The sequence below is a fragment of the Palleniella muris genome, from assembly GCF_004792655.1.
Taxonomy (GTDB): Bacteria; Bacteroidota; Bacteroidia; order Bacteroidales; family Bacteroidaceae; genus Prevotella; species Prevotella muris_A.
In genome coordinates this window covers 29,810-52,694 of the sequence record NZ_SRZC01000018.1, presented here as the reverse complement: position 1 = coordinate 52,694, position 22,885 = coordinate 29,810, and the positions used below count along the sequence as shown (strand labels likewise).

General features: G+C 50.2%; 20 protein-coding genes. 2 read left to right on the top strand and 18 right to left on the bottom strand.

Annotation, left to right across the window (positions count from 1 at the left end; genetic code table 11):
* Positions 1–3 precede the first annotated feature (3 nt).
* The 9 genes from E5358_RS10830 to hpt form a co-directional block, all read right to left on the bottom strand.
* Positions 4–1,575, bottom strand: coding sequence for an alpha-L-fucosidase (locus E5358_RS10830; protein WP_422121076.1), 1,572 nt, complete (start codon positions 1,573–1,575; stop codon positions 4–6).
* Positions 1,576–1,712: 137 nt separating this feature from the next.
* Positions 1,713–2,462 (bottom strand): YaaA family protein, encoded by a 750-nt coding sequence (locus tag E5358_RS10825; RefSeq protein WP_135940204.1) that lies wholly within the window; start codon positions 2,460–2,462, stop codon positions 1,713–1,715.
* A gap of 194 nt (positions 2,463–2,656) precedes the next feature.
* The gene (locus tag E5358_RS10820; RefSeq protein WP_135940203.1) at positions 2,657–4,546 is read right to left on the bottom strand and encodes a glycoside hydrolase family 97 protein; all 1,890 of its coding nucleotides are present in this window, start codon (positions 4,544–4,546) and stop codon (positions 2,657–2,659) included.
* Positions 4,543–6,897 carry a glycoside hydrolase family 31 protein gene (locus E5358_RS10815; protein ID WP_135940202.1) on the bottom strand — a complete coding sequence of 785 codons (2,355 nt, stop codon included), beginning with the start codon at positions 6,895–6,897 and terminating at the stop codon, positions 4,543–4,545. The genes E5358_RS10820 and E5358_RS10815 overlap by 4 nt, the downstream gene beginning before the upstream one ends.
* Before the next feature lie 194 nt (positions 6,898–7,091).
* Positions 7,092–8,477, bottom strand: a complete 1,386-nt coding sequence (locus E5358_RS15390) for a M23 family metallopeptidase (protein WP_277821264.1) — start codon at positions 8,475–8,477, stop codon at positions 7,092–7,094.
* Positions 8,478–8,634: 157 nt separating this feature from the next.
* Positions 8,635–9,330 (bottom strand): peptidoglycan editing factor PgeF, encoded by a 696-nt coding sequence (pgeF, locus tag E5358_RS10800; protein ID WP_135940201.1) that lies wholly within the window; start codon positions 9,328–9,330, stop codon positions 8,635–8,637.
* Positions 9,331–9,398: 68 nt separating this feature from the next.
* Positions 9,399–10,595 (bottom strand): GTPase ObgE, encoded by a 1,197-nt coding sequence (gene obgE / locus E5358_RS10795; protein ID WP_135940200.1) that lies wholly within the window; start codon positions 10,593–10,595, stop codon positions 9,399–9,401.
* Positions 10,596–10,650: 55 nt separating this feature from the next.
* Positions 10,651–11,223 (bottom strand): adenylate kinase, encoded by a 573-nt coding sequence (locus E5358_RS10790; protein ID WP_135940199.1) that lies wholly within the window; start codon positions 11,221–11,223, stop codon positions 10,651–10,653.
* A 96-nt stretch (positions 11,224–11,319) separates the two neighbouring features.
* Positions 11,320–11,856, bottom strand: coding sequence for a hypoxanthine phosphoribosyltransferase (gene hpt / locus E5358_RS10785; RefSeq protein ID WP_135940198.1), 537 nt, complete (start codon positions 11,854–11,856; stop codon positions 11,320–11,322).
* Positions 11,857–11,995: 139 nt separating this feature from the next.
* Between hpt and E5358_RS10780 the strand changes: the two genes are divergently transcribed.
* Positions 11,996–13,510 carry an NAD(P)H-hydrate dehydratase gene (locus tag E5358_RS10780; RefSeq protein ID WP_135940197.1) on the top strand — a complete coding sequence of 505 codons (1,515 nt, stop codon included), beginning with the start codon at positions 11,996–11,998 and terminating at the stop codon, positions 13,508–13,510.
* 28 nt (positions 13,511–13,538) lie between these two features.
* On the top strand, positions 13,539–13,673 hold the full coding sequence (locus E5358_RS15385; RefSeq protein WP_277821263.1) for a hypothetical protein: 135 nt from the start codon (positions 13,539–13,541) through the stop codon (positions 13,671–13,673).
* Between the two features lie 736 nt (positions 13,674–14,409).
* Here the strand turns inward: E5358_RS15385 and E5358_RS10775 are convergent.
* The 9 genes from E5358_RS10775 to E5358_RS10740 form a co-directional block, all read right to left on the bottom strand.
* Positions 14,410–15,135: a LytR/AlgR family response regulator transcription factor gene (locus E5358_RS10775; protein ID WP_135940196.1), complete on the bottom strand. Its 726-nt coding sequence runs from the start codon at positions 15,133–15,135 to the stop codon at positions 14,410–14,412.
* Positions 15,132–16,214 (bottom strand): sensor histidine kinase, encoded by a 1,083-nt coding sequence (locus tag E5358_RS10770; protein WP_135940195.1) that lies wholly within the window; start codon positions 16,212–16,214, stop codon positions 15,132–15,134. The genes E5358_RS10775 and E5358_RS10770 overlap by 4 nt, the downstream gene beginning before the upstream one ends.
* 103 nt (positions 16,215–16,317) lie before the next feature.
* Positions 16,318–17,538 carry an ABC transporter permease gene (locus tag E5358_RS10765; protein WP_135940194.1) on the bottom strand — a complete coding sequence of 407 codons (1,221 nt, stop codon included), beginning with the start codon at positions 17,536–17,538 and terminating at the stop codon, positions 16,318–16,320.
* Positions 17,539–17,549: 11 nt separating this feature from the next.
* Positions 17,550–18,308 (bottom strand): ABC transporter ATP-binding protein, encoded by a 759-nt coding sequence (locus E5358_RS10760; RefSeq protein WP_135940193.1) that lies wholly within the window; start codon positions 18,306–18,308, stop codon positions 17,550–17,552.
* Between the two features lie 9 nt (positions 18,309–18,317).
* Positions 18,318–19,502: an efflux RND transporter periplasmic adaptor subunit gene (locus E5358_RS10755; protein WP_135940192.1), complete on the bottom strand. Its 1,185-nt coding sequence runs from the start codon at positions 19,500–19,502 to the stop codon at positions 18,318–18,320.
* A 21-nt stretch (positions 19,503–19,523) separates the two neighbouring features.
* Complete coding sequence (locus E5358_RS10750) at positions 19,524–20,876, bottom strand: TolC family protein (RefSeq protein ID WP_135940191.1); 1,353 nt, start codon at positions 20,874–20,876, stop codon at positions 19,524–19,526.
* 500 nt (positions 20,877–21,376) lie between these two features.
* Complete coding sequence (locus tag E5358_RS15380) at positions 21,377–21,655, bottom strand: hypothetical protein (RefSeq protein WP_277821262.1); 279 nt, start codon at positions 21,653–21,655, stop codon at positions 21,377–21,379.
* Positions 21,645–21,884, bottom strand: a complete 240-nt coding sequence (locus E5358_RS15375) for a DUF1016 N-terminal domain-containing protein (RefSeq protein ID WP_277821261.1) — start codon at positions 21,882–21,884, stop codon at positions 21,645–21,647. Before E5358_RS15375 ends, E5358_RS15380 begins: the two co-directional genes overlap by 11 nt.
* A 230-nt stretch (positions 21,885–22,114) precedes the next feature.
* Entirely contained in the window at positions 22,115–22,801 is a 687-nt protein-coding gene (locus E5358_RS10740) for an SDR family NAD(P)-dependent oxidoreductase (protein ID WP_135940190.1), read from the bottom strand.
* Positions 22,802–22,885: the final 84 nt, after the last annotated feature.

Sequence of the window (22,885 nt, the reverse complement as noted above, 5' to 3'; positions counted from 1 at the left end):
GCATCATTTAATCTCAAGCACCGGCAGGATGTTGTTGAGTGGTTTCTCCGGAAGAGTGACGCGAAGTCCTTCGGAAGTGCGGGTGAACGGGAGTTTGCCGTGACCTAACAGAGTGACGCGCTTGACTTTCTCGCCTGCCATGGAGCGTATCAGCACTTTCCCGTCTGTGGGCCATCCCATCGGCATGGCATAGACTGTGGAGCCTTTCTTCGTGAAGCGTATGTCCTCTGCCGAGAGGTTGTTGTACGCTCCTTCGTTAAATCCCTGCGCGTTAAGGTTGATGCGCTTCTCCGCCATCGGACCTTCGCCGAACACTTTCCATGGGCGTGTGCCGATGATTGCCTGACGATTGACCTTCATCCATGCACCGAACTCGTCGAGTATGGCTTTCTCCTTCTCGTCAAAAGTGCCGTCGGCGCGCAGTGGCACACTGAGCAACAGATTGCCGTTCTTGCTGACTATGTCCACAAGCAGGCGCGCTATGGTGGAGGCTTTCTTGTAGCGGTTCTTCTCATAAGTGCCTGTGTTGTAGTGCCATCCTCCGATGCAGGAGCATGACTGCCATGAGTCATCGACGATTTCGTTTGGCGCGCCACGCTCCACATCCCACACCAACGCCTTGCGCTGCTCCTCGGTGAGTATCTTGCCGAACATCACCGCCGTCAGCTTTCCTTTGTTCTTCGCCATGTTGTGGTTGTAGAAATGCGTGGCAATCTTCAGTCCGCAGTCGCTTATCGGATAGAAAGGCATCGCCGTAACGTCAAAATACAGCAGGTCAGGATTATAGCGGTTGATGACATCAAGCGTCCTGTTGTAGAAGTTTGTGACAAACTCTTTCGACGGCATCGACGCTCCGTTGCCCCATGCCCACTGGCGGTGAATCATCCCGTCAGCCCATGAGCCTTGGCTCATCTCATGGTTCTGCGCATAGAGCTGCTGTGGGTCAAGGCCTTCCCACCATTTGCCTTTGCCGTCAGCCTTTGTCAGTTTGCCGTCGTAAGGCACACCGATTTTGCTGCCGTTGCGGTCATATCGCTGTGCTGGCTCATACCATGTCCAAGCATGGTCGGCATGGAGACTTACGCCAAACGGCAGTCCTTGCTTCTTGGCTGCTGCCGCCCATTCAGCCAGGATGTCACGATGCGGACCGATGTTCTTTGAGTTCCATGGCTGGTACTTGCTGTCCCAAAGGTCGAAATTGTCATGGTGGTTGCCGAGGGCAAAGAAGTATTCCGCCCCCAACTCCTTATAGTAGGCTACAAGAGAGTCAGGATTCCATCGTTCCGCCTTGAACAATGGCAGGATGTCCTTGAAGCCAAACTCAGACGGATGACCGTAATTCTTCACATGATGATTGTATGCGCCGGAGCCTTCCTGATACATTCCGCGCGCCATCCAGTCGCCGGAGCCTTCAACGCACTGTGGTCCCCAATGCGCCCAGATTCCGAATTTGGCGTTGCGGAACCACTCAGGGACGTCATAATCGCTCAGTGACTGCCACGTAGGCTCAAACTTGCCTTGCGCCATCGGCTCGTCCTTTTCGGACACTGTCACTGCATAATCCTGCGCTGTCATTGTCCATGACGAAAGCAGGGCAAGCGCAGCGGTGACCAATGATTTCTTGATGTTGTTCATAATTGTATTTGATTTGATGGTTTGTTTATCGTTGTAAAGTCAGAGACAAAGTAGCATAATGATGTTATTTGCATCCTTCATCGATTCACGAACAGCCAGTCGCCGGCGGTAGCGTCGTACCTGAATCCCTCGTACTCGAAAGCCTTGAGGGCATCCGTCGAAGTGATTCTGTTCTGAAGAATCCACTTTGTCATTGCGCCACGGCACATCTTGGTGTAGATGACAATGGTCTTCAACCTGCCCGCCTTCTCCACCTTAAACTGCGGAGTGACGATTTCGAGTTCCTTTTTCACACGCCGCCAATCGAAAAGCCCACGGAACTCGTCGCTCGCCAGATTGACAAGTATGCCGTCGTCCGCCTTCACCTTTTCTATGAACCAATCCGTCAGGCGGGGCTTCCAATAGTCGAACATTGTCATTTCATTGCCCGGCAGCACGACATTTCCCTCCATACGGTAGCGGTTGACAAGGTCGAGGGGACGGAGCAAGCCATAAAGGAAAGAGCCGATGAAAAGATGTCCGTTGGCGTATTGCAACTCAGCGTCGCTGAAAGTCTCGGGCACAAGTTTTTGGAACACCATGCCGTCATAGCTGAACACGGCGGGCTGCCTCGTCGTTTCGTCAAAGAACGACTGGAAACGCAGGAAATTCTCTGTCGCGATTTCCTTGTTTACGCCCAGCACCTCCCGGAGTTCCTCACGGCTGAAGCGTGCCATGCGAAGGGCATTGTCGTTCGCCTCCCGTTGGAATTGCGGTTCGGTGGTCAGCGGCAAATGGCGCGGCACTTGCCCCGTCATGATTTTTGCGCAAGCGAGAAGTATTTGCATGTGTTGTTTTTATTTGTGTCGTAAAATATAATGTATTTTTAATTGTGTACATACTTATTTTCGTATATGTCTGTGAAGAGAACCGCGTTAGCGGTTCACACGACAAGCCCCTTTTTAAGAAATACATCATAAAATGGTGATATATAAGAGATCTGCTGCTTGTCATTGGTTTTTACCTGACTAATCATTGTTTTTTATTTGGTTTTCAGGGTTATCAACAGACATGCTCCGCCACCGGGAGCGAGGTTGACGGTGACAATATCCTTACGAGTGACATCCCTGTGCGACACCTTTGTCGTCTCGCGGTTTACCAGATAGTCTGCACTGTCGCCGTCCTCGGTTATCTCCACGTGGTAGTTGCCTTTGGGAAGGAAGTCCAACGGAATGTCAATAGTACGGCGATTCTCATCGGTTGCGGCACCGACGAGGTAAGCACCGTCGGCAGCATGACGCATCATGACGATGTATTCGCCAATCCTTCCGTCAAGTGTCTTGCTCTCGCGCCACGGCATCTTCTGTGCCGAAAGGAAGCGAAGGAGCGACGGATGCTTCTCATAATACTCCGGAATATCGGGTATTACTGTCGCACCCGAGAATGTTATCTGTGTGCGTGCAGCCTCAGCGACAACGGTGGACGGCACCTCCTGGTTGTTGTCCTTGCGCGTTGTCTTGCCCTGCCGTAAGTCAAACATTCCGTTGTTCTGGTCTATCGGACCTGCAAGCATGTTGACGAACACCGATGTCACGAACGTTTTGGGATAGAAGATGTCGTGACCGTCAAGCTGTGCTTTGCAGTACTCGCGCGTCACGGCATTCGGCCAAGTGCGCATCTGACCGTAAGGATGGACGGGATAGTCGTGGAAATCAACCAGCAAGCGGTTCATTGCGCACAACGCTGTAATCTCCCTCGTCTTGTGGTTCTTCTCCTTTGCGTTGCCGGTCATAAAGCCGTATTTCACACCGGCGGCACCCCACTCGTGATATTGCCTCAGTGTTTCTGCGATAGGATAGTTCTTTCCACCCACATCATTAAGGTAAAGCCAGATGCCGACGCCCTTCTCCTTGGCATAACGGATAATGCGGCGGACATCGTTTGCCTTGTCGCCTTTCACAGGGTCGGAGTCCTTTTCAAACTCAGGACCATACCAGTTGGCATCAAGGACAAGGTGGGCAAATCCTTGTTTGGCGGCGAAATCAACCATGCGCACCCATGACGGATAGGACATAGTGTACTCAAAACCGTCCCACACTGCACCGTCTATGCGCCAGTCCCACAGGCATACACCCGGCTTCACCCATGAGAAATCCATGCCGTCAGCAGGCTCCGGGTTGAGCAATTCAAGGATGTGCGAATCGACAAGCGTGCCTATCTTGTCGGCACACATCACCACACGCCATGCCGTTTTGCCGTCGTCGGCAGCGGTGAGGTCATTGTCAGCGACGGTGAATGTGCGTTCTCCCGCCTTGGTTTTCAGCACCATGGGAGTTCCATGCCCAAGGTCTGCCTCGTGAACAGCCATGAAGCATCCGTCGGCATCTATCGTCATGACAGGCAACCGCTCACCGTCGGCAGCGGAAAGTCTCTCCGGTCCGATGTTGTGCCGCTCACCGTTGTAGTACCAAGCGTTGTAATCTCCTGCGAAACGGAACTCGGTTTTCTCTTTCAACTCCCGGTTGACACCATGTATTACATAGCGGAACGCCATTCCGTCGTCATAGAGACGGAACACCACAGAGAACTCGTTGTCGAAAGGGAGAGCTATCTCGTTATATCTGTCCCTGACCACGGAACTCTTGCCCCATACCGGTTTCCACACGCCTTTATGGCATTCCTTGCTCACTTTGCCCACCGCTGATTGCGCAGAAGGCATCAACGCACCATTTTCAGAGCAGAGCCCGAATGCCGATTCCTCGATAAGTTTTCTGCCGTCACGTGTCAGACTGTATGCCCACCGCCCGTTATTCATGCCGACAGTTAGTGCCATCCGCTTGTCAGGCGATGTCATCGTGTATTGCTTTTCCTTTGCCGTCGCAGTCATTGCGAAGACTGACAAAAGGACAATCAGAATGCGTAATGTTCTCATATCTTTATTGACTTTTTCTTTCCTTTATAGCAAACTTCTTTCTCACCGTAAGGAGTCTTGACGGTAATTGTGCGCTCTTTCGCCATACCTGCAAACGAACCGTCCTGCTCACCAATGGTAAGGCGGCGGTGCTTGTTGTCCCAAGAGAGCCTTATCGTCAAATATTCCCCTTTCTCATAGTCATAACTGTCACCGGAATCTTCATAGAAAACAAACTCCGCATCACGTCCCGGATAGACACAGACAGTAAGGGGCTTGCCTATCTGCGCGTCGGCATACTCCGCCACGGCTGTCTTTACGATTATGCTGCCGCCACGGACAAACAATGGAAGTCTGTCAGTCTCCGCCGCCGCATCTATCCATTTGCCGCCCTCAAAACGGTTTCCTGTCCAATAGTCTGTCCACTCTGCGCCTGACGGCAGATAGACTTTGCGGCTTGTGGCATTGGCATCGGTGACAGGACAGACAAGCATATCGCCAAACATATATTCATCCTTCAAGTCCAAAACATTCTTGTCGGAAGCGAAATCGAACGCCAGCATTCGCGCCATTGTGTAGTTGCCGAAAGTCTGGCGCGCCGCCATACTGTAGATGTACGGCAACAGTTCATAGCGAAGATTTATCATCTTCAGAATGGCATCATAGTATTTTGTGCCGGGCGTTCCAAACTGCCATATCTCGCGAGGGGTGTCCGTGCCATGACTGCGGAGCATCGGCAGGAATGTAGCCCATTGGAACATGCGCGTGTAGTACTCCTTATACTTGTCATCCTTCACACCTTCCGGGAACTCTCCCTGACGGAACCAGCGTTGGTCTTTGCCTGTGAAGAACGAACCGACATCCACTGTCCAATAAGGGCAACCCGTAGCCATATAGTTCAGTCCGGCAGGGATTTGCTGCTTGAACGACTGCCAAGAGGCATGAGTGTCACCGTTCCAGACAACAGTGGCATAGCGTTGCTGACCGGCAAATCCTGAGCGTGTGAGGTTGAGAACCCTTTTCCTGTCGGTCGCAAGCCTTTGGTTTTCGTAGATGCCTTGTGAGTGGTAAAGCGAATAAAGGCAGCCACGTTCCGCGCCCATACAGTCAGCAAGGATGTCCTTGTTCAGATGCCAGCGCCGCTCATGGTCATCCCAGGCGTAGGGCTTGCCGTTGATTGGCAGAGGCATCTTGTTCCAATCGCCGTCAAGAGGCTCGGAACTGTCGCACCACCATGCGTCAAAACTGTTGCAAAAAAACTCATCATTGACATATTTCCAATAGTACTTGCGTGCATCAGGATTGAAGACATCGTAGACGGAATGCTCCAGCATGAAGCCTTTCTCACGAAAATCCCTCTCCTCAGGACAGTACTGCGGATTGGGCCATATACTGACCATCAGGCGTGCATTCATGGCATGGATGCTGTCAGCCAACGCCTTTGGGTCAGGATAGTACTTACGATTCATCTTCAGATAGCCCCATCCCTCAGGCCAGTAGTTCCAATCCTGGACAATCATGTCCAAAGGAATGTGGCGGTTGCGGTATTCGCGTACAGTGTTCATCAGGTCATCGGAACTGACATAACGTTCTTTTGACTGGATGTAGCCGAAAGCATAGCGTGGCAGCAATGGCAGATTGCCGGTCAGTTCGCGATACTGTCCGATGATGTCATCCCATGAGTCGCCTTTGATAAAATAGTAGTCCAGCGTCTTCGCTGCCTCATATTCTATCGTCCCGTCCTCAAACTTCATGGCGCATCCTGCGTCAAAAAGCAGTCCGTAGCCCTTTGTTGACATCAGCACAGGGACAGTGACCTTCATATTGTGCTGCGTCAGATAAAGCGTCTTGCCGTTCAGGTTCATGTAGTCCTCCATGTGCGCGCCAAGACCGTAAAGCCCTTCCTCCTTGTCGAATGCGAAGCTGTTGCGGTACAAGGTGCTGTGTCCGACAGTGTCACGGCGGACAATGTCCTTCACGGTAACCTTGCCATTGGCGGTTTCCTCCATACGCGCGGTGGACTCGTCATAGACTATCCGTTCCTGAACAACAGGCTCCGCATATCGCGGACTGTCACTTTTCTCTGCTAAAAGCTGCTTCCCGGTTTTCGCATCAATGAAGGTCAAGGCACCGTGACTACCTATCTCGACACTCAATTCCGAAGAATGCAGTTTGTTATCTGTAACCACTACACAGGCATTGTCCGCCTTCTTTTTTCCGATACATACTCCGGTGGCATTGTCTTGGTCCTTGCCGTCAACAGACCATTGCACTCTTACCATTGTTGGTGATAAGAAAGTAACATCAGGTTTCTGTGCAGAGGCTGCACCACAACAGAGAACCGCAGCCATATATAAGTAAAATCTTTTCATGTCAGTATGTATTAAGGTTTCAATAATGTTTTTCAGAACATTGCATACTTTATGCCATAAATGCAAGCCACGGTTACAGACAGCTTAATGAAAAAGCAAGAAGAGACCGACTGACAGCCAATGTCAGTCGGTCTCTTCTTGAATTATGGTTTTATGCAACTCATGTACATGGATTCTGACAGGTCAGCCTCTAATCAGCGACGGCGTGCAGTACGGCGCTTGGTGGTACGGCGTTTTGCTGTCGAAGACTTTGAACCTTTGGAATGCACAGCGACCTTAGTCCCGACAGAGTTTGCATCGTTTGAGACATAAATGCTGCCATTGCGGTAGGTGAGGACGACATTCTTCAGCTTGTTTGCTCCATGGTCAAAAATCCTGGCACTATTGAACGGACGACCGTTGATGCGGCACTCGAAATGGCAGTGTTCCGTTGTGGCGCGCCCGGTGCGTCCGACAATGCCTATCTGCTGACCCGCTTTCACCCAGTCGCCTACCTTCACCTGATTCATGGACTGGTGACTGTAAAGTGTCTCCAGACCGTTTCCATGACGGATAATGACACACAGACCATAGCCGTAATGGGTTCCGGAGAGCACCACCTGACCGTCAAAGGCGGCATAGACAGGGTCGCCTGCCTTTGTCTTTATGTCCGTGCCGGCATGCCGGCGCTTGCCGCCGAAGGGACTGATGACACGTCCGCCCTTCATCGGATACGCCCATTCCTCGGGTTTGAGTGCACCAAAGTTTATGGCAAACTCCTTCGCCGTGCGTTGTGAGGATTTTACCTTATCCTCAAGCTGTATAGACTGGAACTCGTCAATGTCCATTTCATCGTCATCCTGCTGCTTTGCCACATATTGCGCATTCTTCGCATATTTCCGGCTTGCGGAAGTTTCCTGCTGAACCTTGACATTCTGCGTCTTTGTCATGTTTCCTCGCTGTGGCGGACGCCTGCCGCCCTGTTTCTTCAGGGTCTGCTCCTTCTCCTCTGTCAATACCTTTACAAGGACTCCCCCACTCTGCTTTTCGAACAAGAGGGTCTGACGGCGCAGGCGATGGCTGCGAAGTTCGAGAAGGGTTTCTGGATTCAGGCGCGCACCGTTTACCATAACAGCAAACTCGCAGTATGTCTTGTTGTTGCGCGTTCCGACAATAGCTATCGTCTGTCCGGCTTTCACACGGTCGCCAACCTTCACAAGATTCTGGGCGTTATTACCATAGACAGTCTCCAAACCGTTGTCATGACGCACCACAATGGTATTTCCTATCCTGTCCGTATTGCGGGAAAGGCGCACCACACCGGAGAACATTGCTTTCACGGCATCCCCTTCACTACTGCTTATGGAGATATGGTTGTTGGAGCGTATGCCGTCAACCTTGCCCACAGGCAATGGGAAAGAGTAGTCTTTTTCCCCCATCTGGCCGAAATCCACTGTAAAGGCAGAGGAACGTTCAAACAGCCCCGGAGTCTCACAACTGATGGCTTCCTGCTCCCGGACGGTAAAGGTTGTCTGTGCATTAATGCTTGTAAGGGCACACATGGCACAGACTATCATGGATATAATGGTTTTCTTTTTCATAAGTCATTGGTTTTAGTCAGGTTGCAACGGACTGTCCGCCGCACAAAGTCGCAAAGTCCTATGCCGGAGGTTTGGCATAAGAACAATAGTGGCAGATATGGCACGCTTGCCATAAATGCCTGCACGCCTGTCATCTCAGGCATGCCAACTCGCATAATCATCTCAGCACAATGCCCGAAAGCATTCTGCCTGTCGATGCTCCGTCACGACGTGCACTGAAGAAGCGGTCGTCGGTCATGGTGTCGATGGGCGACACCTCTATGTTTTCAGGAAGCACGCCAAGGGAAAGTAGCTGCATCCTGTTGCACTCCTTTATGTCAAGATGCCATTTTTCTTTCCTTACCGCAATCGTCTCCATTGGGAAGCCTGCCTGGCGGAAAGCGTCATGGACTTCATCGCCAACCTCGAAGGACTCCAACGAGATACCCGGTCCTATGGCACAGCGAAGGTGCTCCGGATTGGTGCCATAAGCCAGTCTCATCTGCTCTATAGTTGCAATGACAATGCGTGCGACAGTACCGCGCCAACCTGCATGGATAGCCGCTGCACAATGGTGTTCAGGGTCATAGCAAAGCACCGGGATACAGTCGGCAGTGGAGATGCCTACACATGCGTCCTTGACATCATAGATTACAGCATCGACACCGTCAAGAAGCATTGTGCGGATGTTCTCGGGAAGTGAGAAAAACTCTTCCGCCAACTGCCGCACAACAGTGCCATGCACCTGATGAGGACGTGCGAAACGCTCTGCCGGCACACGGAGTTCGGGGCATAACAAGTCCTTGTCACGCCCATAGGAGCGTGTTGTCGTGAATGCCGTTGCCTTGTCAGAGAGATTGTAGGTTATCATCATTGCATTATTTTTTCGTGGAGAATCCTATCGTTATTTGTGGAGAACACGCTTCCTCATCGTGGAGAATCCTATTCCACATCCTCCACCTCGTAGTCGTCAAGTTCCTCGATGTCAAACTCATCTTCATCAATTTCGTCTTCAATGAAGATGACATTGTCCTCGCCTTCCGCAAGCATCTCCTGCTTGAAGCGTGACATGTCCTTGTCACGATGGACAAGGGTGTCATCCTTTGTGATGTCAAGCAACTTGTTGCTCTCAGAGTTAAGTTCCGCCCAGAGAATATCTTTCAGTTCGTCAATACCCTTGCCTGTCACCGAGGAGATGAACACAACTTTCAGTTTTTCGTTGTCCGAAGAAAGGGAACTCTCCAATTCCTCGCGCAACATCTCGCACAACTCATCATCGAGAAGGTCGCACTTGGTCACGGCAAGCACACGATGCTTGTCGAGCATCTCAGGGTTGAAGTTGCGAAGCTCATTGAGCAGAAGTTCATACTCCTTCTTTATATTCTCCGTATCACCGGGAACCATGAAGAGAAGGAGTGAATTACGCTCTATATGGCGCAGGAAACGCAGTCCCAAGCCCTTACCTTCTGACGCTCCTTCGATGATTCCAGGAATGTCAGCCATGACGAATGACTGATGGTCACGGTAGGACACGATGCCGAGGGATGGCTCCAGAGTGGTGAAAGGGTAGTTGGCAATCTTCGGGCGTGCCGAGGACACAGCCGAGAGGAGTGTCGATTTGCCGGCATTAGGCAGACCCACAAGTCCGACATCGGCAAGGAGTTTCAGTTCCATGATGACCGTCATCTCCTGCATAGGCTCACCAGGCTGCGCATAGCGCGGTGCCTGATTGGTGGCGGAGCGGAACTGGAAATTGCCAAGTCCGCCACGACCGCCTTTCAGGAGCATCACCTCCTGACCGTCATAGGTCACGTCACAGACATATTTTCCTGTCTCTGCGTCATAGACAACAGTGCCGCAAGGCACATCGATGTAGATGTTCTTGCCGTTTGTGCCATGGCATTTGTCCCTTCCGCCGTTACCGCCATGCTCGGCAAAGAAATGGCGCTGGTACTTCAAGTGCAGCAGAGTCCAATAGTTATGGTTGCCACGAAGGATGATACTGCCACCGTTCCCTCCGTCGCCTCCGTCAGGACCGCCGTTGGGATTGTACTTAACGTGGCGCAGGTGCATGGACCCGCGTCCGCCCTTTCCTGAGCGGCACTGTATCTTGACATAGTCGACGAAGTTCGATTCCATAATATACTTATATTAATGTGTATGTTCTTTTAATAACCGATTGCCGGTTGTTTTCTTAGCAAGCCTTGACGGCTTTGCTGATTTCCGCATAGATGTCATCAATAGAGCCCACACCGTTGATTTTGGTGTATTTGCCCTGCTCGATGTAGAAATCCTTCAATGGAAGAGTCTGCCCATAGTATGTCTCAAGACGCTTCTTGGCAGTCTCCTCATTGTCGTCAGCACGACCGCTGGTCTTTCCACGGAAAATGATGCGTGAAATCAGTTCTGCATCGTCAACCTCCAGTCCGATAACTGTTGACACTTCAGTGCCACGCTCCTTGAGCATAACGTCAAGAGCCTCAGCCTGTGCTATGGTGCGAGGGAAGCCGTCAAAGATAACGCCCTCAATATCCTTACCCTTGCTGTCGAGAACGGATGCGAGGATGTCGATGATCAATGAGTCCGGAACCAGATTGCCGTCATTGATATATGAAGCAGCTGTCTTGCCAAGTTCCGTGCCGGCCTTTATCTCAGCCCTGAGCACGTCACCTGTTGAGATGTGCTCCACTCCGAATTCCTCAATAATCTTGTCACTCTGTGTTCCCTTTCCTGAACCGGGAGCACCGAAAATCACTATATTTTTCATCTTTTTACCTTATTTTTTAATTGTCGCATGCCTTATGAGAGGCATGCTTCAGTTTGTTTTTCCTTACCTTCCCCTCACCTTATTCCGCACATGCCGTTATGGAATGATTGTGTATATGTCCCTGAGATTCCTTCCTCTCTGGTCATAATCCAGTCCGTAGCCCACAATGAAATCGTCCGGAATCTCAAACGCGCAATAGTCAACCGTCACATCTTCCTGCAGTTTTGACGGCTTGAAGAACAATGTGCATATCTTTATCGATGCCGGATGCCTGTTGGCAAGCGAGTCCATCATCTGCACCATGGTCTTGCCAGACTCCACAATGTCCTCCACAATGACAATGTCCCTGCCGTGAAGGTCTTCGTTGATGCCTATCACCTCATGCACCTTGCCCGTGGACATGGTGCCCTGGTATGAGGCGAGCTTCACGAAACTTATCTCACAGTCCACGGAAATTTCCTTCATGAGGTCACTGGCAAACATGAACGAACCGTTCAGCACGGCAAGGAACAGCGGAGTTTTGCCCTCATAGTCCTTGTTTATCTGCCCCGCAACCTCCTTGATGCGTGCAAGGATGTCCGCCTCCGGCAAGGAAAGGCGGAAAGACTTGTCCTTCAGTTTTATATCCTTCATTTGGCTTTACAGAATATATTTCTAATGTTGCAAAATCAAAATTTGCTACAAAATTAATAAAAAAACAGCAAATGGGGCATGTTATTTACATTAATTTTGTATTTTTGCACAGTATGAACGTTTTATTTATGCCAAACCTATGAAGATATTCACAAGCAAACAGATACACGAACTTGACACTTTCACAATAGAGCATGAGCCGGTTTCCTCCATAGACCTTATGGAGCGTGCCGCCACCGCACTGACACTGGCTATAACAAAACGCTGGAGCCAGACGACTCCCATAACCGTCTTCGCAGGACCGGGGAACAATGGAGGCGACGCTCTTGCCGTGGCAAGAATGCTGGCAGAGAAGCGTTACAGCGTGACTGTCTACCTGTTCAACATAAAGAACACCCTCAGCAAGGACTGCCAGACAAACAAGACAAGGCTGCAGGACTCCAAACACGTGAAGAGTTTCATGGAAGTCCGTGACGAGTTTGACCCTCCTTTGCTCACAGAGGAGACTCTCGTCATCGACGGACTTTTCGGTTCCGGTCTCAACAAACCGCTTGGCGGAGGCTTTGCCTCACTTGTCAGCTACATAAACGCCTCGGGCAGCACTGTGGTGAGCATCGACCTGCCGTCGGGACTTATGGCGGAGGACAACACATACAACGTCAACTCAAGCATTATCCGCGCCGACATCACACTGACGCTGCAGATGAAGAAACTGTGCATGTACTTTGCCGACTGCCAGCAGTTTCTTGGAGACATTGAGGTTCTTGACATCAATCTCTCCGAGGATTGGATAAAGAGCACACCTTCTCCTTTCACAGTGATAGAGCGCAACAACGTTGTGTCACTCATAAAGAAACGCAACGATTTCGCACACAAAGGCACCATGGGGCACGCCCTCATCATCGCCGGCTCTTATGGTATGGCGGGCGCAGCCGTCCTTGCGACAAAGGCATGCCTGCGCTCCGGCGTGGGAAAGGTCACGGCACATATCCCTGACCGCAACTATGACATCATGCAAATCTCTGTCCCGGAGGCGATTGTGCATATCGACAAGGACGAATACTGCTTCTCCGAACCGATGGACACTGAACACTACAACGCCGTGGCGATAGGTCCGGGCATAGGGCAGCGTGACACAACGGCAGTGACTCTCATGTCACAGATACGCCGCACCTCGCGCCTGATGGTGCTTGACGCCGATGCACTGAACATCCTCGGCTACCGCAGGGCATGGCTACAGCAACTGCCTCCGGGATTGGTGCTTACTCCTCACCCGAAGGAGTTCGACCGTCTGGACGGTTCGGACAACAACAGTGACTACGGACGGTTTGCAAAAGCGCGCGAGATGGCGCAGCGCCTGCAAGCATACATCCTGCTGAAAGGGCATTATTCACTGCTCTGCCAGCCTGACGGCTCCGTCATATTCAACACGACAGGCAACAGCGGAATGGCGACAGCAGGCAGCGGCGATGTGCTGACGGGCATCATCGTAGGACTTATGGCACGCGGATATTCACAGGCGGAAGCCACCGTCCTTGGCATGTACCTCCACGGACTTGCCGGCGACATAGCGGCAACGGACAAAGGATGCGAGAGCCTTATCGCCACGGATATCATCGATGCGCTGCCCAAGGCGTTCCTGTCACTCATGTAGGGCGGAGGGTGTGTCAAAACTCAAAACGATGTTTTCAAAGGTTGAGATTTGTAAGCTCTGCTCCACAAACTGCCGCGTCAGCGGTGACGGTGGTAGCTTTGCCTTTGCATTCTATCAGCAGGCCCTGTGCATGAGAACCGCGTCAGCGGTGACGATACAGTAGCCGTGGGTTGCGACCCACGGCTACTATCTTCAACCGCTACGCGGTAGGCCTATAGCAAATTATTGTTGGAATTGTTGTTGTTGAAATTGTCGTTTTCCTATCTTACAGAGGTGTACTTGCATAATGAAAGTTGAATTTTTGGGAATTTGCATTTTGCGACAGCCTCCTCTGCTCAATACAACCGCCCCTTATCCTAATTTCTGATTTGACTGTTCTACAAATGTGGTGCAGGCAAACAACCGTTTAAGGAAACTCACGCCATTTTTGCCCTCTGAGAATCGTCTGTAGATTTTTCTGAAAGGGGAAAACAAAAAAACGGCAAAATTCCACATTTTCACTATCTCGCTATAAACCAAGCGTTTAACATTTCCACAAAAGTCAAATAAGCAGAAAAGCACTGCAAATCGTTACCTTTCATCGTGTTTTTGGTAACGGATTGCAGTGCTTTTCGTAACGCTTTGCCGTGCGAAAGGTAACGTTTCATTATGCAAAACATTACTTTTCACCATGAGGATAGTCAGGAATAACCTCGCAAAGCGTGGTTTTCCGCCTTGAAGAGCAACGTTTTTCCCATTATGATAAACAGAGAATAAGAAAACCCATGCACATTTTCGGAGCAAAAAAAGCCTCATGCGGATTCAGTGGATTAATGAGGATAATCCGCATGAATCCATTGAATCCGCATGAGGAAACATTAGAAAGAGAACTACATGCGATAACCCCACATGAGGGCACATCACAGGACGGAGCGTTGGCGTATGTACTCAAGTATCACCTCCTTGTTGCTTTCGGAGACAGGGATATAGGTTTGTCCGAAGACAATCCTGCCACGCTCAAGCACTCCTATCTTGTCCATCTGCACAATGAAAGAGCGGTGGACTCTCAGAAACTGTGGCGAAGGGAGATACTCCTCCAAGGCTTTCATGCTCATCAGGGAGAGTACCGGCTTCGGCTGCCCTGCGAGATAGATTTTCACATAGTCCTTCAAGCCTTCGACATAGAGGATGTCCTTAAGGTCGATGCGCACCGTGCGGTACTCACTCTTGACAAATATGCAGTCCGGAGCCTGTGGCAGAGAAGCCTCCGGCACTGAGGTGCGGCTGAGTCGGAACCATTCGCGAGCCTTGCCGGCAGCCTCAAGGAAAGCACTGTAGCTGACAGGCTTCAGCAGATAGTCAAGGGCGTTGGCGCGATAGCCCTCCACCGCATATTGGCTGAAAGCCGTGGTGAAGACTATGCGAGTTTCCTTGTCAACATATTTCGCGAACTCCATGCCGGTGAGGTCCGGCATCTGGATGTCGAGGAAAAGCAGGTCAACAGCCTCTTCCCTGACATGCTCCATGGCACTCACCGCACTGTTGTAGCGTCCGACAAGTTGCAGGAAGTCCGTCTTTCTGACATAACTTTCGAGAAGGTCGAGAGCCAATGGCTCGTCATCGATAATGGCACATCGTAGTTTCATGGCAATCTGTTTTGATTGTTGGTTTCTATTTCAAGTATGGAGCGGTAGACTTTGCCGGAGGCATCAGTGCCTTTCGTCCACCGGTATTTGCCGGGATAAAGGATGTCCAGACGCTTCTGCACCTGATGCAGACCTATGCCGCTTCCGCTTCTGTCCGACTGCTGTTTTGGGTGGTTGCTGTTTTCCACCCTGAAACGCAGTATGCTGTCTGAGGAAAGGTCTATCGCAAGACGGATGAAGCAAGGCTCATTGGCACTTACTCCATGCTTGAAAGCGTTCTCTATCAGCGAGATATAGAGGAGAGGAGCAACCTGCAGGGAGTGCTTTTCAGGCAGATGAGTGTCAAAAGTGACATCCACATTCTCCGAAAGGCGTATGCGCATCAGGCGGATATAGTTCTCTATGAAACCTATCTCCTGCTCCAATGGGACATAAGTGCTTTGGTTCTCATAGAGGACATGCCTGAGGAGCTTGCTCAGGTCAAGCACCGCTTCCTGCGCTTTCTCACCGTTGAACTGTATGAGGGCATAGATATTGTTCAGTGTGTTGAGCAAGAAATGCGGATTGATTTGGCTGCGCAGGTTCCTCAGTTCTGCCTCTGTCCTGCCGAGTTCCGCCTCCTTGCGCGCAGCCTCTGCCCTGCCCCACTCCTTGCTTGTGCGTATGGTCGTGGCGAAAATGATGCATAGGATTTGCATGATGACATCGCGCATGATGAAGAATTCACGCGGCGGAGGGGCGAAATGGCGGCCGTTGGCGGAAGGATGGGCAAAGCCGCCCAACTGGCGGAAGGTATGTTCCCAATAGACCATGAAGAGGCAGCCTAACAGACATACGATGATGTTTGACAAGGCAAAGCTCCTTTTCTTCCCGTTAAGGTAGAGTTTTGGAACAAGGAACAGGTAATTGAGGTAGAAAACGGCAAGGATGTCCACCGGTCCATTAAGGCGGCGGAGGAACTCCAGCCAGTTTATGCCCGAGTTGCGGTCGGCGAAAATCAGTGGCAGACCAAACAGCACAGCCCATCCAACAAGATGGATGAGCGGCTCTGTGTAACGTTCTATTGTCTTTTGTAGCATGGTTATAGGTTGTGGGTTATGGGTTGCAGGTTGTGGGTTGTGAGTTATGGAATCTTTCTTGCCAAGTCATTGACCTACAACCCATAACCTATAACCCACAACCTTATTCATACCTTATTGCCTCTATCGGGTCCATCATCGCGGCCTTCCGCGCAGGGAAATAGCCGAAACCGACACCGATGATTGTGCAGACGATGAAGCTGACGACAATGCTCCACATCGGTATGGAGGTGGGAAGGTGGAACAACCCGCTGCAGACCATTGTCCCGACATATCCGACACAGACGCCGAGGACGCCTCCCGTGATGCTTATCATGATTGACTCGATAAGGAACTGGTTGCTGATGTCTATGCTTCTCGCGCCCACGGACATACGCAGTCCAATCTCTTTCGTGCGCTCTGTGACGGACACAAGCATGATGTTCATGATGCCGATGCCGGCGACAAGGAGCGAGAAAGCCGCCGCAACGACAAGGATAATGGTTATTGTGTCCATCGTTGAGGTCATCGTCTCCATCATTTCCTGCTGCGAATGGATGGTAAAATCGTCATCGGCATCGTCCTTCAGCTTATGGTTTGCGCGTAGGATGCTTGTCAGTTCGGCAATGGCTTCCTCGGTCATCTCCTCCGTAATGGCAGAGCAGTTGATGTTGCTGAGATATGTCTGCGCCTGGATGCGTTTCATGACGGTGGTGTAAGGGGCGATAATCAGATTGTCCTGGTCCATTCCGAAACTGTTGTAACCTTTTGATTTCAGCACACCGATGACACGGAAAGGTATTGACTTGAAGCGTATCGTCTTGCCTATCGGGTCAGCCCCGTTGGGGAAAAGCTCATCGACAACAGTCTTGCCTATCACGCACACCTTGGCACTCTTCTTGATGTCCTCGTCAGTGAACATGCTGCCGTCCTCCACAGTCCACTGCTTGATGCTGAGATAGTCGGTGCTTTCGCCATAGATTGACGTGGAAGTGTTGTTCGCGCCATAGATGCACTGGCCTGAGCTTGACACCTCCGGACTGACATAAGTGATGAACTTCGCCTCGTCCTGAATGGACTTGTAGTCCTCGACCTTCAGGGTCTGCATGGCACTCGGGTCTTGCCTTACTCCTCCACGCATGTCTGCTCCCGGGCGCACCATGATGATGTTGGTGCCCATTTGTGAGATGTTCGCCCGCACACTCTCTTTCGAGCCCTGTCCGATAGCCATCATGATGATGACCGCAGCCACCCCGATGATAATGCCGAGCATGGAGAGGAACGAGCGGAACTTGTTGTTTGCAATGGCGTTGAGCGCCACTTTTATGAGATTTGTAAAGTTCATGAGTTTCTGTTTTAGTCATCCTGCGGCAGTGGCAGCTGCGCCAAGGCTTCCGCTGCGGAGAGGATGTTACGGTTCATTGTATCCTCGCGAATCTTTCCGTCACGCAACACGATGTTGCGGCTGCTGTACTGCGCTATCTCAGGATTATGGGTGACAAAGATTATCGTGCGCCCCTCGGCATAGAGTTTTTGGAAAAGCACAAGGACTTCAAAGCTGGTGCGCGTGTCAAGGTTGCCAGTTGCTTCATCGGCAAGGATGACGGCAGGATTGTTGACCAAGGCCCTTGCTATCGCCACACGCTGCATCTGGCCGCCTGACATCTGGTTGCTTTTGTGGTCAAGCCTGTTGGCAAGCCCGACGGCCTCCAGCGCTTTGACGGCTGCTTCGCGGCGCTGTTTCGCGTTGTATTCACTGTTGTACATCAGCGGAAGCTCCACATTCTCCACAGCAGTGGTCTTTGCAAGCAGGTTGTAGTTCTGGAACACGAAACCAATCTTCCTGTTGCGCAGCCGTGCACGCTGGGATTTTGACATGGTGCGCACGGAGATTCCGTCAAGGTAGTATTCGCCGCTTGTGGGAGTGTCGAGACATCCCAGTTGGTTAAGCAGCGTGGATTTTCCCGAGCCGGAGGTTCCCATGATTGTGACAAACTCACCCTCATGGATTTTGAACGACACACCGCGCAGGGCATGCACCGTTTCCGAACCGACCTTGAAGTCACGCCTGACATTGTCAAGCTCTATTACTGTTTTCCTTTTCTCGTTCTCCATAGGTGCTGATTATTTCTTGTTTTTGTTCTTTCCCGGAGGTCCCGGCATGAAAGGGTTGCTGTTGTCCTGTGCCGCTTCTCCGCCACCGGCAGGTCCGGCGATGTTGAAGTCCGTGATGACTGTTGTGCCGGCTTTCAGTCCGCCAAGGATTTCCGTCATGGTACCATTGGTGGTTCCTGTCTTCACAGGCACAGCCTTAAGGTCCGCGCCATCACGCATCCATACTTTCTCGTGTCCCTGACAGTCGATGATTTTCTCATCTTTCCCAAGCAGATGCTCGTTAGGAGTGAAGCGCAGAGCCTTGCTTGGCACGGAGAGGACATTCTTCTTCTCCATGGTGTATATGGTTACGTTGGCTGTCAGTCCCGGTTTCAATTTCAGGTCGTTGTTAGGTGCGGAGATGACGACCTCATAAGTGACGACATTACTCTCCGTCTTAGCCTCTTGGCGCACCTGTGTCACACTGCCGTTGAATGTGTCGTTAGGGAACGCATCCACGGTGAATGTGACACGCTGTCCCTCCTTTACCTCGCCGATGTCCGCTTCATCGATGTCCGCAATGACACGCATGTCGGTAAGGTCTTGTGCTATGGTGAACAATGTCGGTGTGCTGAAGCTGGCAGCAACGGTCTGTCCTTCCTCCACGGCTTTGCTCAGCACCACACCGTCGATAGGTGAAGTGATGGTGGCATAGCCGAGGTTTGTCTCTGCCTTTGCCACAGAGTTGAGGGTAGTTTGGTAGTTCTCCTTCGCTTTGATGTATGCAAGGCGCGCATTTTCAAAGTCATTGTCACTGACAAGTCCCTTGTCGTGCATAGTCTTGTAGCGGTCATAATTGCTCTTTTGGTAGCCCATTTCGCTTCGTGCGCTTGCGCAGTTGCTCTTCGCTGTGCTGAGTTCGCTCAGAAGGTTTGTCTTGTCAAGCTCGGCAATGACCTGACCTTTTGCCACAACACTGTTGTAGTCCACGAAAATCTTGCTCACGATGCCTGACACCTGTGTGCCGACTTCCACCGAGGTAACCGGTTCTATGCTGCCCGTGGCTGTGATACTGCTGCTGATGTTGGCAAGACTCGCTGTGGCGGTCTCATAAGACGCTTTTGGCGCTTTGTCGCCTTTCGTGAAGAAGAAGACTGCCGCCACGACAGCCAGAACGGCTGCTATTCCGATGAGGATGTTTCTCTTGTTGCTCATAAGTATGGATGTTTTTGATATTTACAGATTGATGCTCTCTCCGGCATAGAACTTCAAAAGCTGCTCGTTGAGGATGAATGTGTACTTGCTTTGCAGCTTGCTCTGACGGGCAGCCTGCAGATTGTTCTTGCCGTCCATCAGTTCGACAAGGTTCTTCAGACCAAGATTGAACTGTTCACTGACAAGATTGAAACTCGCCTGCATGCTCTCCTCATTGGTGCATGCCGAACGGAACTGCTGCCGGGCATTGACGGCATCGAGCCAATAGCCCTCAATCTCGTTGTACAACTGTTTCTGCAGGTCCTGCAAATCCAAGTCCGATGCCTGACGCTGCAGCTTTGCTTTCTCCACCGCACTGCGGTTCTTGCGGTTGCTGAGGATAGGCACGCTGACGCTGAGCCCCACCGTATTGTTCCAGTTCTGCTTCCACTGCTTTGTGAGAGAGTTGTCACTGCCACTGTAATTGCTTGTGCCTATGCCGGCGTTCAGGCTCACATTAGGCATCCGCCCTGCCTTTGCCAGGGCAATGTCAAGCTCGGCGGCGTCACGGCTGAGCTGACCGCTGCGTATCTCAGGACGCGTCGTAAGTGCAGCGGAGTAGACCTCCTCCACGGCAGGGAGCGCAGAGAGTGCCCTCCGGTCGGAGACCTCTATGGTGGCGATGTCAAAAGTCTCGTCACCGGTAAGTTCAAGGAGTTGCTTCAACGCCATCTTATAGCGCGCCACCTGTGTCCGGGCGTTGACAAGATTATACTCATCGTTAGCCACCTGCGCCTCCAACTGTGCAAGGTCGGTCTTGCTGAGATGCCCCACCTTCACCATTTCCGCAGCACGGTCACGCTGTGCCTTGCTGACGGCAAGAGTCGATTCGTTGACCTTCACCGACTCCTTGGCATAAAGAATCTGCACATAGTTCTGGACTATCTGTTCCTGAATGGTGTTGGCATTGCTTGCCGTAGCCAGCTCCGCCTGTTCGATCTGGATTTCCGCCTGTTCGATGTTTTTCTTCCTCTGTCCGCCGTTCCACACAAGCCAAGAGGCATTGAGACCGTAGTTGCCGTTATAGTTTGTGGCACTTTGCGAACTGTTAGCCATCATGTTTCCCGTACCGTCAGAGACAACATTCATGGCATTCTCGCTCCATGGACGGTTGGTAACATTCTGGTTTGTGTTGAAAGTCAGGCTCGGAAACATCTGCGCTTTGGCGGTAAGCAGGTCTGTCTGCGCCTCTTTCACGGAGATACGGCTCTTCTGCAGGCTTATGTTATGCTCCATGGCATAGTCTATGCACTGCCGCAAGTCCCACGCCTGCCCCCATGAGGCAAGGCTTGCCATGGCAAGCACAAGGATAACAGATACTCTTTTCAACTTCATATTCTAAAACAATTTGATTTCATTTTCCATTGCAAAAGTATCAAAAGAAAATGAAATCACAAAAAATATTAGACATTTCGCCCCTTTTCCCCGATGAAAACGCGGATTTGCCCTACAAAGGGTCTGTCGTAGCTGAGCATGTGCTTAATTTGCAAACTTTCGAAATCTATACAATGTTCTTACACCTTTTAGAAAATCTTCCCGCCTCATACCACGCTGTTTATTATTAACTCTATCTCTTAAACATTGTACTTTCCAGTCTCCATTTTGCAACATGGTACCACCTTTCCCAATATAAAGGATTTCTCCATCTTCTTCATTTTTATGGAAAACATACACTCCATATCCATCAGGAATATTTTTAGTCTGAGTTCTTAGGGAATCACTTGCTTTAAATGAGCAATATCCTTTTTTATATATACAATATCCATTATTGATAATTTAGCTGTTCAAATCGCTTCTATTACTATGTTGTTCCAAGAAAAAACGTTTCTGCTGTTCTATTTCCCGGAGAAGTTCTTCTTCAGTTGGCATATAAGCCATATATTTTGCCGCATACAACTTATGAATTGCTGCAAATTGTCAATCAATGCTTGTTCCAGTTCTGATTCTGCATAGTCACCATAACGTCTAAAGCCAAGAAATTCAGCGACTATTGGATTCTTAATATATTCCTCAGGCTCATATTTATCAACAATTGATGGAGATGGTAATAATAAATTCTCTTTTTGAGAAGCTAATCTACGTCCATAGTATTGAGTAGTGATATTACGTTCCAAAGTGCGTACACTCCACATCTTCCGTAGCTTCCCGCATATACCACATTCTCTCTTCTTCGTTTTCCACATGTATCAGCAAGCGAAGATGAGACCATGACAGATTTTGCACACATGTGTGCAAAATCTCTACATTAGGGAAAGCCAAATAGAATTTACGGTAATAGGCTAAATTACGTTTTCCATATCCACTGCCGTAACTTAATTTCAATTTTTCAGCCAAACTCTTCATTTCCTTTCTTTATATATTTAAACAGTGTAGGCGATATTGTTTGAAATTCTATGTCTTGTAGGTTATTAAGAACATAAATTCGTTTTTTTTATTACATATTCTTTTTCCAAACGGCTTCGGCAGTAGCGATGTCATTCTATATGCTAATGGTTGGCAAATGTTATATATTATCCCATAATATCTGGTAGACAATAATATATAATTCTACTTGTCGAATATTCGTTTGATACTTACATGAAATGCCAGAGAATCCAATTGATTATACGCCACCTGTTTGTTACAACCTGGAGTTTTTTCTTCTTGGAAATGGCATTTACTATCATAGGCACAACCTTATCCAATGGCATGACCCAGAACAGTCCTTCTCCTTTAGCCATCCTTGTGTCCACCAATCCGGGACGTATTTCCGTGATTACTATGGGCGTGTGTTTGGATTTTTGCTGAAGGGATTTGATGTAATTTATCTGAAACGCCTTTGACGCACTGTAAGACGGGGCAACAGGAGTCGGCTGAAGTCCGCCTACAGATGTCAGAACAACAAGATGACCGGATTGCTGTTTCTCGAACAACTTATAGAGTGTTGCCACTGTATTTGTCCAGCCGTCAACATTTACAGCTACCGTTGCCAACTCTGTCATTACATCCAGTTCCGGATTAAGTTCACCGACACCTGCGCATATGATTGCCATATCAACCTTCTTGAACTTTTTCGGCAAACTACTATACAACTCAGTTGTTGCCTTTATGTCAGAAATATCACAGCACATCGACCAGGTTTGCTCGGGATATTCCTTTGCCATTTCATCAAGAAGTTCCTTTCTGCGTCCTGTTATAGCCACATTATGCCCTTTGGAAGCATAATGCTGCCATAGTCGGTACCCTATGCCGGAAGTAGCACCAATGATAAGTATATTCATGAATTTGTTTGCTTTATTATTGATTTGTTCAGGAGAGGAATATTGCTCGGTGGAACTCGTTTTCATGTATAATAAAAACGACCC